The organism is Pyxidicoccus sp. M15 (genome assembly GCF_056858435.1).
The window spans coordinates 2483398-2495022 of sequence record NZ_CM166495.1; the positions used below are offsets into that span (position 1 = coordinate 2483398).

Annotated in this window: 9 protein-coding genes; 7 read left to right on the forward strand and 2 right to left on the reverse strand. The window is 72.5% G+C overall.

Translation table 11 applies throughout. The annotated features are described in order from the left end of the window. Positions 1–11 precede the first annotated feature (11 nt). Genes ACX9TP_RS10045 through ACX9TP_RS10060 form a run of 4 tightly spaced genes read left to right on the forward strand, consistent with a single transcriptional unit; the run spans position 12 to position 4687 of the window. The gene (locus ACX9TP_RS10045; protein ID WP_482979502.1) at positions 12–965 is read left to right on the forward strand and encodes an ABC transporter ATP-binding protein; all 954 of its coding nucleotides are present in this window, start codon (positions 12–14) and stop codon (positions 963–965) included. Beyond that, on the forward strand, positions 962–1990 hold the full coding sequence (locus tag ACX9TP_RS10050; RefSeq protein WP_482979503.1) for an ABC transporter permease: 1029 nt from the start codon (positions 962–964) through the stop codon (positions 1988–1990). Before ACX9TP_RS10045 ends, ACX9TP_RS10050 begins: the two co-directional genes overlap by 4 nt. A gap of 11 nt (positions 1991–2001) precedes the next feature. Continuing rightward, positions 2002–3501, forward strand: coding sequence for a class I SAM-dependent methyltransferase (locus ACX9TP_RS10055; protein ID WP_482979504.1), 1500 nt, complete (start codon positions 2002–2004; stop codon positions 3499–3501). A gap of 19 nt (positions 3502–3520) precedes the next feature. Next, positions 3521–4687: an aminotransferase class I/II-fold pyridoxal phosphate-dependent enzyme gene (locus ACX9TP_RS10060; protein WP_482979505.1), complete on the forward strand. Its 1167-nt coding sequence runs from the start codon at positions 3521–3523 to the stop codon at positions 4685–4687. 1 nt (position 4688) lies between these two features. Here ACX9TP_RS10060 and ACX9TP_RS10065 read toward each other — a convergent pair whose 3' ends face one another. Both ACX9TP_RS10065 and ACX9TP_RS10070 read right to left on the reverse strand, forming a co-directional pair. Next, on the reverse strand, positions 4689–5666 hold the full coding sequence (locus ACX9TP_RS10065) for a fatty acid desaturase family protein (protein WP_482979506.1): 978 nt from the start codon (positions 5664–5666) through the stop codon (positions 4689–4691). A 92-nt stretch (positions 5667–5758) separates the two neighbouring features. Then, the gene (locus ACX9TP_RS10070; protein WP_482979507.1) at positions 5759–7309 is read right to left on the reverse strand and encodes a class I SAM-dependent methyltransferase; all 1551 of its coding nucleotides are present in this window, start codon (positions 7307–7309) and stop codon (positions 5759–5761) included. Between the two features lie 160 nt (positions 7310–7469). Here ACX9TP_RS10070 and ACX9TP_RS10075 point away from each other — a divergent pair, with 160 nt between their 5' ends. The 3 genes from ACX9TP_RS10075 to ACX9TP_RS10085 are packed head-to-tail and all read left to right on the forward strand — an operon-like array spanning position 7470 to position 11615. After that, positions 7470–9515 (forward strand): FtsX-like permease family protein, encoded by a 2046-nt coding sequence (locus tag ACX9TP_RS10075; protein ID WP_482979508.1) that lies wholly within the window; start codon positions 7470–7472, stop codon positions 9513–9515. A 4-nt stretch (positions 9516–9519) separates the two neighbouring features. Then, positions 9520–10824: an ABC transporter permease gene (locus ACX9TP_RS10080; protein WP_482979509.1), complete on the forward strand. Its 1305-nt coding sequence runs from the start codon at positions 9520–9522 to the stop codon at positions 10822–10824. Further along, positions 10821–11615: an outer membrane lipoprotein-sorting protein gene (locus tag ACX9TP_RS10085; protein ID WP_482979510.1), complete on the forward strand. Its 795-nt coding sequence runs from the start codon at positions 10821–10823 to the stop codon at positions 11613–11615. Before ACX9TP_RS10080 ends, ACX9TP_RS10085 begins: the two co-directional genes overlap by 4 nt. Positions 11616–11625 lie beyond the last annotated feature (10 nt).

An 11625-nucleotide genomic window follows, 5' to 3' on the forward strand; every position in this document is an offset into this window, starting at 1 on the left:
ACCCCCTCTCAATGACACCCACGGACGAGCTCGCCATCGAGGTGAAGGGACTGGTCAAGCGTTTCGGCGACGTGGTGGCCGTGGACGGCATCGACCTGGACATCCGCCGGGGCGAGTGCCTCGGGCTGCTCGGCCCCAACGGCGCCGGCAAGACGACCACCGTGGAGATTCTGGAGGGACTCCAGGACGCCACCTCGGGCGAGGTGAAGCTTTTGGGCATGCGCTGGGAGACGCACGCGCACGAGCTGCGCCAGCGCATCGGCATGACGCTCCAGGAGACGCGGCTGATAGATTTGCTCTCCGTGGAGGAGATGATCCGCCTCTTCGCCTCCTTCTATCCGCGCCCGCTGGACGTGGAGACGCTCATCGGGCTGGTGCAGCTGGGCGAGAAGCGCCACGCGAAGGTGGGCAAGCTGTCCGGCGGCCAGAAGCAGCGGCTGGCGCTCGCGCTGGGGCTGGCGGGGGACCCGGACGTCCTCTTCCTGGACGAGCCCACCACCGGCCTGGACCCGCAGTCGCGCCGCTCGCTGTGGGACGTGGTGGCGCAGCTCAAGGCGCGCGGGCGCACCGTGGTCCTCACGACGCACTACATGGACGAGGCCGAGGTGCTGTGCGACAGGCTCGTCATCATCGACCGGGGGCGCGTCATCGCCCGTGGCAGCCCGCACGAAATCATCGCGTCGCTGGGCGCCGAGCAGGTCATCGAGCTGGAGGCGGACCCCGTGCCGGACCTGGAGCGGCTGCGCGCGTTGCCCTCGGTGGTGGCGGCGCAGCGGCACGCGGACCGGATGACCCTGCGCGTGCGCGAGGTGCACCTGGCGCTGCCGTCGGTGCTGCGCGAGGTGGAGTCCGGAGGCGGTAGGTTGCAGCACCTGTCCACCCGACGCCCCACGCTGGACGACGTCTTCATCGGACTCACGGGACGCTCCCTGCGCGAGGGCGAGCAGGAAGAGAAGGCGGCATGAAGGGCCCCCTTGGTCAGCTCATCCTCATGCGGCTGCGGATGCTGTTCCGCCAGCCCGACGTCATCTTCTGGACCTTCGGCTTCCCCATCATCACCACGCTGGTGCTGGGGCTCGCCTTCCGCACCGAGTCACTCGAGCCGGTGAAGGTCGCCGTCGCGGAGGGGCCGGGCGCGCAGGCGCTGGTGGCGCGGCTGGAGGGCGTGCCCGAGCTGCAGGTGCAGACGCTGGCGGAAAGTGACGCCCGCCGCCGCCTCGCGCGAGGGCAGGTGTCGCTGGTGCTGCTGTCCGGCCAGGAGCCCGAGGCGCTGGTGGACCCGAGCCAGCCGGAGGGCCGCACCGCGCGGCTGCTGGTGGCGCAGGCGCTCGCCCCCGGGGCGCAGGGCCCCCGCATCGAGGCGATGAAGGCGACGCCGGTGTCCGAGCCGGGCAACCGCTACATCGACTTCCTCATCCCCGGGTTGCTCGGCATGTCGCTGATGTCCACCAGCCTGTGGGCGCTCGCCAGCCCCCTGGTGGCCATGCGCGGCGGGAAGCTGCTCAAGCGGCTGGCGGCGACGCCCATGCGCCGCTCGCACTTCTTCATCTCCTTCCTGACGGGGCGGTTGGCGTTCGCCGTGCTGGAGGTGGCCTTCTTCTGTGCCTTCGCCCGGCTGCTCTTCCGCGTCCCCATGTTCGGCAGCTACGCCGCTTTCACCCTGGTGAGCCTGTTCGGCGCGGTGGCCTTCGCCGCGCTGGGCCTGCTGGTGGCCATCCGGGCGCGCAGCGAGGAGTCCGTGGGCGGTCTCATCAACCTCGTGTCCATGCCGATGCTGTTCCTGTCCGGCGTCTTCTTCTCGGCGGACAACTTCCCCGGCTGGCTGCAGCCCTTCATCCGCGCGCTGCCGCTGACCGTGGTCAACGACTCGCTGCGGGGCATCATGCTGGAGGGCACGACCCTCTCGGCCCTGGGGCTGCCCATGGCGCTGCTCGCGGCGTGGACGGTGGTGCCCATGGTGATGGCCCTCCGGTGGTTCCGCTGGGTGTGAAGGAGCGTCCCGTGTCCGAGCCTGTCCCTGCGTCGACTCCCGCCTTCGTCCAGCAGCTCAACTTCCACGCGCGCGACGCCAGCAACGAGTCCGCGGCGCTCCAGGCCGCGCTCGCGCTCGGCCTCCTCGCGCACCTGCCGGAGGTGGGCACCGCCGGGCCCGTGCCGCTGGAGTCCCTGGCGCAGCGGGTGGGGGGCAGCCTCCGGGGCGTCCGCTCCGTCATCGAGCCGCTGGTGGCGCTGGGCTTCGTGAATCTAGAGACCGGGCGCGGGTATGCGCTGCCCGCGACGACCGCGGCCTTCCTTCGCGACGCCGCCTTCACCGCCCGCCTGCACGAGGCGCGGCGCTGGTGGCATCCGGCCGGGAAGCTGCCGGAGGCCGTGCGCACCGGCGCCGCCGTGGAGTGGAAGGGCGAGTCGTATGACCTGCTCGGCTGGTACCGCTCGCTGTTCCTGGCGCCGCCCGTGCCGGCTCCCAACGCCGAGGCCGCGGACTTCCATGACCGGCTCGCGCGCAACTTCCTGCGCACCCAGGCGCTGGTGACGGCCGGGGAGCTGGGGCTGCTGGACCGGCTCGTGAAGGGGCCGGCCCCGCTCGCGGAACTGGCCCGGGACGTGGGCGCCCGGCCGGAGGCGCTGGGCGTGCTGCTCGGCGTGCTGGCGACGATGGGGCTTGCGCGCCAGGAGGGCGACGCCTGGGGGTTCTCGGAGGCCGCGGGCCGGGCGCTGGACGCGCAGAGCCTGCCGTACTTCCAGCGGGCGCTGCCGGCCACCATGGCCTACTGGGAGGCCTTCGGGCACACGGACGAGGCCGTGCGCGAGCAGCGCTTCCGGCTGGACTTGAGAGACCCGGAGACGGCGCGCCGCATCTACCAGGAGAACGCGTCGCGCATCTCCAGCATCTTCGCCTCGCACCTGCGGCTGAGCCGGAAGGCGGCGGACCTGGTGCGCGGCATGCGCTCGCTGGCGGGCGCGCAGGTGCTGGACGTGGGCACCGGCTCGGGCGTGTGGGGCGCGGCCTTCGGGCTGGCGGACCCGGCCTCTCACGTCACCTACCTGGACTCGCCGCACGTGCTGGACGCCGTGCGTCCCCACCTGGCGAAGCTGAAGCTGGAGTCGCGCTCGCGGCTGTGGGCGGGGGACTGCCTCTCCGTGGACTACGGCGAGGCGGCGTATGACGTCATCCTGCTGCCGCAAATCATCCCCGCGCTGCCTTCCGCGGAGCTGCCGGGCTTCTTCGCGCGGCTGGCCCGGGCGCTGCGTCCCGGCGGCCTGCTGCTCATCTCCGGCTACCTGCTGACGGACCGGCGCGACGGCCCGCTGGACGCGCTCTACTTCGCGCTGCGCCGGTACGTGTCCAACGAGGGGGACGTGCTGTCCCTGCCGGAGTTCCGCGCGCTGCTGACGCCCGTGGGCCTCACCGCCGCGCGCGGCTTCGACATGCCCATTCAACAGGTCGTCGTCGCCCACCGGGGTGACGTGCCCTGGCCCGACACCGCCACCGCCGCCTGACGTTTCCCCCGGAGAGCCCATGGACCTGCTGCGCCCGTTCTTCATGGAGGACTACCTGGAGGGCTCGCGCTTCACCGCGCGCTACAACCTCGGGGAGTCCGGTGGCCGTCCCGTCACCGTGGGGGAGTTGCTCACGGGCTCCGGCGTGAGCCCCACGCAGGCCGCGGACGTCTTCCTCTCCACGCTGCTGCGCGACAGCCCCAACTGGGGACGCGCGGACCTGCGCGACCTGGTGGCGGCCATGCACCCGGGCGCCACGCGGGACAACGTCCTCATCACCACCGGCACCAGCGAGGCGCTGCTCCTGCTCTTCCGTCAGCTCCGCCCGCGCAAGGTGGCCCTGGCGTGGCCCGCCTTCCAGCTCCTCTACGAGCTGCCCATGCAGCAGGGCGCGGAAGTCGTGCGGCTGCCCGTGCGCTGGGACGCGCGCGGCGTGCCCTCCGTGGACGCGGCCGAGTGGCTGGAGCGGCTGGAGCGCGAGCGCCCGGACGCCGTCATCATCAACAACCCCCACAACCCCACCGGGCTCGTGCTGGACACGGCGCTGCTGGACGCGGTGGCGCGGTGGGCGGACGCGGCCGGCGCCACGTTGATTGGCGACGAGCACTACCGCTTCCTCTCCTCGGAGCGCGAGGTGCTGGGGGCCACGGTGTGGCGGCCGGGCTCGCGCAGCTTCGTCACCGGCTCGTTCATCAAGTGCCTGGGCTGCCCGGGCCTGCGCATCGGCTGGTGCGTGGGGGACACGGCCATGCTCTCGCGCATGCAGAACGAGAAGAACTACACGACGCACACGGTGAACCCGGTGACGGAGTGGATTTCGTACGAGGTGCTGAAGGATTTGCACAGCCCCGCGCTGACCCACGCCCGGCAGGAGTGGCTCCAGAACCGGCGCACGCTGGCGGCCTTCCTGGAGCGCTCGAAGGGCGTCTACGGCACCGCGCCCCAGGGCGGCCTCGTCACCTGCATCGGCGTGCGGGGCGCTTCCGAGGCGCGTGACTTCGAGGCCCGGCTCGGCGCGCTGTCGGCGGAGGGCGTCTTCGTCCTGCCGCTGAGCGCCATGGAGGCGGGCTCACCGGAAGGGACGCATCCGCTGGAGCGCGGGCATGGCTTCCGGCTGGGCCTGGGCATGGCCGCGGACCGCTTCCCCGAGGCGCTGGACGCCATCGAGCGCGCCACCACCCGCTGAGTCAGCGCAGCAGCGCGCCGAAGGAGTGCTCGCGCGCGGCGTAGTCCGGGTCGTGCAGCAGCAAATCATGCACGTGGGACTGCCACGCGGTGGGCACCGCGGGGAACAGGTGGTGCGTGAGGTGGTACGCGTCGTGCCTCGGGAAGAGCACGGTGTTGAGCGGGCCCCACGGGAGGATGTGGTTGCGCGAGCGGTGGAACTCGTCCGCCGAGCCGATGACGCCCGCGTGGTCCACCGCGTCCGACCAGTAGCGGATGACCTGGTAGGGCACCAGGTAGGGCAGGACGTAGAAGAGGGCGAAGGCCTTCCAGCCGATGCCCCACTGCGCCAGCGCCACCAGCCCCGCGAGGAAGGCCCAGCGCACCAGCGTCACCCGCCACCCGTCCGTGCGGTGGAAGAACACCGGCCGCAGGAAGGAGGGCAGGTGGACCAGCAGCATCGGCCGAATCAGGTGGTCCTTCACGAAGGGCCGCGCCGGGTCCGAGAAGCCGAAGCGGCTGCGCGTCACGAAGTCCAAATCCTTCACCGGGTCACCCAGGTGGAGGTGGTGCGTGAAGTGCTCGCGCGTGTACGGCTCCAGCGCGGTGAGGTCGATGATGGCCAGCAGGTGCCCGAGGGCGCGGTTGCGGCGCTTGCCGCGCACCAGCATGCCGTGACTGGCCTCGTGGAGCATGTTGCCCAGCGCGCGGAAGCGGGTGCCGATGAAGAAGGCCGCCAGCGGGTACAGGGCCCAGCCCAGCACCGGCTGCCACCGCGTCAGCCCGACGACCGCTAGCGCCGCCACCACGCCGAGCGCCACGTGCAGGACGAGGTGCCCCACGGCCTGCGGCAGGGTCTGGGACTGGTAGCCGAGCGCGACGACGTGGCGTGCGTACCGGGCGCGGAGCCTCGCGGCGATGGACTCCGAGCGCACTCCGGCCTCGGGCGCGGTGCCTGGGCTGGAGAGGCCGGGGCTGTTCACCATCGGCACGGCGCGCATCGGGACCTTCCGGGGGCAGGCTCGAACGCGGGGAAGGCCTGGACGCTAGCGGGGGGGCTGTCCGCCAGCAAGGGGACAGCCCGAGAAATCCCTCAAGTCCCGCGCGTGGCTTCTTGACGCGGCACGCTGTCGGCGGGCGCGAGCCGGGTCGGAAGCGCCACCCCGGGGCGCGCGGCGAGGAGCATCTCCTGGGTGGGCAGGGGGATGCAGACGGTGGAGGTGAGGCCCACGTCCGCCAGCAGGCGCCCGTACTCGGAGGCGGAGAGCAAATCCCCCTCGTTCGTCATGAAGCGCCGCAGGCCGAAGTAGAGGTGGTCCAGCGGGCCGTCGCGGCCCTCGTCCAATACGTACTCGGCGATGAGCAGGATGCCGTCGGGCCGGAGCGCGCGGGCCACGCGGGCGAAGATGCCGGGCAGTGACTCCGGCCGGAGCACGTTGAGCACCTGGGGCAGGATGATGACGTCGAAGGCGGCCTCGCCGAAGTCCTGGGTGAAGAGGTCCCCCGGCCAGAAGCGCGCCCGGTCCGCCACCTTGAGGCTCTCCGTGTTGCGGCGCACCTGCTCCAGCACCACGGCCTGGTCGAAGTAGGTGACGTGCGTCGTCGGCGTGGCCCGCGCGAAGGCCGCGCCCCACACGCCCGAGCCGGTGCCGATGTCCAGCACCGCCGCGCCCTCCAGCGGCCGCGCCTGCGCCAGCGTGGCGGCCGCGCGCCGGCTGAGCTGGAAGTGCGAGGCGAACACCGCCGTAATCTGGTTCGAGTTGTCCGCGTAGAAGCGCCGGCTCACCTCCGGGTCCTTCAAGTCCAGCACGAAGCGCTCGTGGCGCACCGTCTCGTCCAGCCGCCCCAGCGCCTCCCAGTACTGCGCGGACACCGACAGCGAGCGCACGAGGTACGCCAGCGCCTTGCCCTCCAGAAGCTGCCGCGCCTCCGGTGAGAGGCCCCAGGCGCCGCCCTCCTCGCGGGTGAGGCCGAGCTTCGCCAGCACCTCCACCAGCACGCGCAGGCCCGAGGTGCTCAGGTAGGTGGCCGCGCCCAGCTCCGGCATCGTCCGGGGCGAGGTGGCGAGCAGCTCCAGCAGGCCCAGGCGGCCCGCGGTGACGAGGGCTTGCGTGCGCGCCGCGCTCCGGGCGAAGCGGTCGAAGAAGTCCGCCGCCTCCGGAGAGGGCAGGGCCGGGGGCGCGTCCAGGAAGAGCGCGCGGTAGTGGCCGAGCACGTCCCAGCGCTGCCCGCCGTGCTCCACGGGCTCGCCGCGCTTCACCGCCTCGTCCAGCAGGCCCAGGGGCGCCCACCAGGGCAGCTCGGCCTGGAGCGTCGCGACGAAGGACGCGTCGCGCAGGAAGCCCGCCGCCGTCCGCGCGAGGCAGAAGCGGCGCGCGTCGCCCAGGCCCTCCTGGCGCGCGAAGCCCAGGCACACCAGCAGCTCCAGCAGCGAGCGGAGGCCCCGGGGAGAAGCCTCCGTCGCACGTCCCAGTGCGTCGAGGGGCACGGGGGGAGCGCCGCCCTCCACGGGCAGTGCGGCGAAGAGGCCCAGCCGCAGCGAGGCGCGCAGCAGCGCGGACTCGTTGGAGGCGTTGCGGGCCCAGAAGTGGAGTGACTGCGCCAGGGTGGGGCTCGGGCTCGCCGTCATGGGCGCCAGCTTCATCCGGAGTCCTGGGAGCGCGCAACCCGCTGGGGGTGGATGGCTTGCCTCACCCGGAGGGGTTCTCTATCGTCCCGATTCCCCCCACGGTGGGGCGAGCCCGCCCGCCGTCCGCGGGTGCGGCCCGACTCCGCCGCCGTGTCCGCCTCGCTAGGAGTCCCCGGTGACGTTGCTGTCGTTCGCGCTCCAGAGCGTGCTGGCCCGCCCCCGCAGCTGGGTGGTCGCCGTGCTGGCGGCGGGCTCCGCGCTGCTGCTCACCGTGGGTTCCTCGCTCGTGGGCGGCATCTCCGAGGGCACGCGCCGCAGCGTCATCGAGAGCGGCACCGGCCACCTGCAGGTCTACAACTCCACCTCGCCGGAGCCGGCCGTGGTGGTGACGGGCTCCACGGGGGCGCCGCTGCTCGTCCCGCTGCCGGACTATCCCGCCATCGAGGCCCGCCTGCGGCAGGTGCCGGGCGTGGCCGAGATGGTGCCCTTGGAGGTGGGGCTGGGCACGATTTTCCGGGGCAACTACCTGGACGAGAAGCTGGCGGCGGCGCGCGCGGTGGCGCGGCAGCCCGCCTCGGCGGAGCGCGACGCGAAGCTGGAACGGCTCGCGGCGGACCTTCGCCTCACCCTGAAGAACGTGGCCCGCGACGCGAGCCGGCGCACGGAGGCCTTCCTCACCGAGGCGGAGGCCCGGGAGGACCAGCGCGCGCTGGAAGAGGCGATGACGGACGCCTTCTGGGAGCGCTTCCGCACCGAGCCCCTGGACGCGCTGGAGGCGCTGGAGAACCGCGTGGCGCGCCAGGTGGGCGAGGGCGAGTCCATCGACCTGGAGTACCTGGGCGCGGACCTGGAGCGCTTCCCCAAGGCCTTCCCCCGCTTCGAGCTGGTCTCCGGCCAGCTCCCGCCGCAGGGGCAGCGCGGCCTGCTGCTGGGCCATGGCCTCTACGAGCAGCGCTTCAAGCTGCCGGTGGCGGTGCGCCTGGACGAGCTGAAGCACGACCTGGCGCGGGGCTCCTCGCTGGCCGAGGACGAGCGGCTGCGCACGCTGGTGGAGCGCGCGTCGGCGGAGCTGCCGGACCTGCTGGCGCGGCTGGACGCGGAGCGGGCCACGGCGGTGCAGGCCGCGCTGGTGAAGGTGCTGGGGCACCCCGGTGAGCTGGAGCCGCTGTGGCGCGAGTTCCTCACGCTGGACGACGGCAACTTCGAGGCGCGCTACGCCGCCTTCTACGCCGACCTGGCGCCGCACCTGCCGCTGTACCGGGTGAAGCCCGGGGACTCGTTGGTGCTCAAGAGCGCGGACGCGCTGACCAACGGCGTGCCGGTGAAGGTGTGGGGCACGTACCGCTTCCGCGGACTGGGTGGAGACGCCAGCCGGGTGAACACGCTCAGCCTCATGGACCTGGTCAGCGCGCGCTACCTGTCCGGCCGGCTGTCGCGCGAGTCGATTGAGAGCGCCCGCCGTGACGCGGACGCGCTCGGCCTGGGGATGATGGAGGAGTCCGAGGTGGACACGCTCAAGCCCGCCGCCATCGTCGAGATGGACTCGGCGCCGAAGGCCGGAGACAGCGCGCCCGTCTTCACCCGCGAGCAGGCCTACCCGGCGTCCTTCTCCGCGCAGGACATGCTCGGGGGCACCGTGCTGCAGGCGGCCGTGGTGGTGGCGCCGGAAGCGGACCCGGAGGTGGTGCGGGCGGACATCGGCAAGCTGGCCACCACGGACAACCTGCCGCTGGCGACGGTGGACTGGGAGGAGGCGGGTGGCTTCGTCAGCGAGGTGGTGGGGGTGACGCAGGGCGTGCTGCTGGCCTTCGCGGCGCTGCTGCTCCTCTTCGTGGTGCTGGTGTCCGCGGGCACGCTGCTCCTGCTCGCGCAGGAGCGGGTGGGCGAGGTGGGCACGCTGCGCGCGGTGGGCATGCAGCGGCGCGAGGTGTTCACCGCGCTGCTGCTGGAGGGGCTCGTGCTGGGCGGCCTGGGAGGTGGACTGGGCGTGGTGCTGGGGCGGGGCTTGATGGCCGTGCTGGCGTCGGACGGCCTCTCCGTCACGGACGAGGCGCTCCAGTTCTTCATGGGCGGCCCGGTGCTGCTGCCGCGCTTCTCGCTGGAGCAGGGGCTGACGGTGTGGCTGGGTGTGATGGCGGTGGTGGCCTTCTCGGTGCTGGTGCCCGCGTGGCGTGGCAGCTCCGTGGAGCCCGCGGTGGCCATGCGCAAGAGGGAGGACTGAGGCCATGCTTTCCCTTCTGCGACTGGCGCTGCGCAACCTCTTCGCCCACCGGGAGCGGGCCCTGCTGCTGTTGTCCGTGGTGGCAGCGGCGGCTTCCGTCATCGTCGGTGTGTCGGCCCTGTCCTCGGGTGTCTCCGCGGCCCAGCGCGAGGCCGTCACCACCTTCCTCAGTGGAGACCTCAACGTCGGAGGCTTCTTCAAGCTCCACCCGGACACCATCGCCCCCGTCGTCGGCGACGCGGCGCGCGTGCGCGGCGTGGTGCAGCCCCGCGTCCCCGAGGGCTGCACGCTGCGCGAGCGCGGCCGCAGCTTCGCCATCGCCGGCGCGGGCCGCAAGCGCACGGGCTCCTTCCTGGTGGGCATGGACGTGGCGGGCGAGCGCGGCGCGCTGGAGCGCTTCCGCGTGGCCGACGGCAGCCTGGAGTCGCTGGCCCGGCCGCGCACGCTGGCCCTCTCCACGGCGCTGGCGGAGCGGCTCAAGGTGAAGGTGGGCGACGTCGCCACCCTCTTCGCGCAGCCCGTCGGTGGTGGCCGGCGCAACGCGGTGGACGTGGAGGTGGTGGCGATTACACAGAAGGCCGGCCTGCTCGGCGAGTCCGCGGGCCTGCTGGTGTCCAACGACACGCTGCGGGAACTGGACGGCTACCGGCCCGGCTCGGCCGGCGTGCTGCAGGTGGTGTGCGGCGACACACCGGTGGACGTGGACACGCTGGGAGGAGAGCTCCGGCAGGCGCTGCGCGACGCCGGCTTCGAGGTGCTGCCCGCCGCCAACGAGTCCTACGGCGACAAGCTGACGCCGCTGCTTCGCGAGGGCTGGCGCGGCCAGCGGATGGACGTCAGCACGTGGGAGGACGAGTCCGCGTTCCTCTCCTTCGTCACCATCGGCCTGACGGCGCTGGCGGTGCTGGTGAGCCTGGTGGTGCTGGCCGTCGTCGTCATGGGCCTCTTCACCGCGCTGAGCGTCGCCGTGCGCGAGCGGACGCGGGAGATTGGCACCCTGCGCGCCATGGGCATGCAGCGCCGGAGCGTGGTGGCGCTGTTCATGCTGGAGGGGCTGCTGCTGGGGCTGGTGGGCTCGGTGGCGGGCGCGGTGCTGACGTCGGCCCTGTGCCTGCTCGCGCGCGACAGCCTGCCGCTGCCGGACGCGCTCTCCATGCTGTTCTTCAGTGGAACCCTGCCGCTGGCGCCGGGCGTGGGGCCCGCCGCGCTCGCGGTGGTGCTCGTCACCGCGGGCGCTGGCCTCGCCTCGCTCATTCCCGCGTACCGCGCCGCTTCGCTGTCCCCCCGCTCCGCCATGGAGGCCCTGTGAGTGCCCCGTCCCGCTCCCGCAGACTCGCCGTCGTGCTCGCCGTCCTCCTGCCCGCCCTGGCTGGCGCCGCCCCGAAGGAGGGCGAGGCGAAGCTGTCCGCCACCGAGGTGCTCCACCGCGTGGACGGGCGCATGGCCCTCAAGAGCGACTTCAAGAGCACCGTGCGCCTGAGGGAGAAGCGCAAGGACGGCACGGAGAACCTGCTGGAGATGCTGGTGTACCGCCGCGACTCGTCGCGCGACCTCCTCATCTACATCACCAAGCCGCGCAACATGGCCGGTGGCGGCTACCTGCGCATCGGCCGCAACCTGTGGGAGTACGACCCGTCCGTCGGCCACTGGCAGCGCACCACGTCGCGCGGCAACATCGTCAACACCGTCTCGTGCGAGGAGGACTTCGACCGCTCGCACCTGTCGGAGAGCTACGACGTGAAGGACGAGGGCGAGGAGGTCGCCAACGGCACGAAGTTCCGCAAGCTGTTCCTCACGGTGAAGTCGGGCCAGGAGGTGTCCTTCCCGCAGCTGCGCATCTGGGTGGACGCGGACTTCAACATCGTCAAGCGCGTGGGCTACGCGCCGTCCGGCCGCACGCTGCGCACCGACATCATCCGCGGCTACCAGAAGCTGAAGGACCCGGCGGCGGATGACCGCCCCGTCTACCTCTTGCGCGAGGTGCTCGAGGTGGAGGAGGCCGAGGGCACCCAGCTCACCGTGCGCTACGACGAGGTGGAGCTGGCGCCCCTCAGCCCCAACATCTTCACCAAGACGTGGCTGGAGGGGCGCTTCCGGTAGCGCCGCCTCC

Excerpts from the sequence above, each read along its gene's own strand:
- ACX9TP_RS10045 (WP_482979502.1), top strand. The coding sequence starts at position 12 with ATGACACCCACGGACGAGCTCGCCATCGAGGTGAAGGGACTGGTCAAG.
- ACX9TP_RS10050 (WP_482979503.1), top strand. The coding sequence starts at position 962 with ATGAAGGGCCCCCTTGGTCAGCTCATCCTCATGCGGCTGCGGATGCTG.
- ACX9TP_RS10060 (WP_482979505.1), top strand. The coding sequence starts at position 3,521 with ATGGACCTGCTGCGCCCGTTCTTCATGGAGGACTACCTGGAGGGCTCG.
- ACX9TP_RS10065 (WP_482979506.1), bottom strand. The coding sequence starts at position 5,666 with ATGCGCGCCGTGCCGATGGTGAACAGCCCCGGCCTCTCCAGCCCAGGC.
- ACX9TP_RS10070 (WP_482979507.1), bottom strand. The coding sequence starts at position 7,309 with ATGAAGCTGGCGCCCATGACGGCGAGCCCGAGCCCCACCCTGGCGCAG.
- ACX9TP_RS10080 (WP_482979509.1), top strand. The coding sequence starts at position 9,520 with ATGCTTTCCCTTCTGCGACTGGCGCTGCGCAACCTCTTCGCCCACCGG.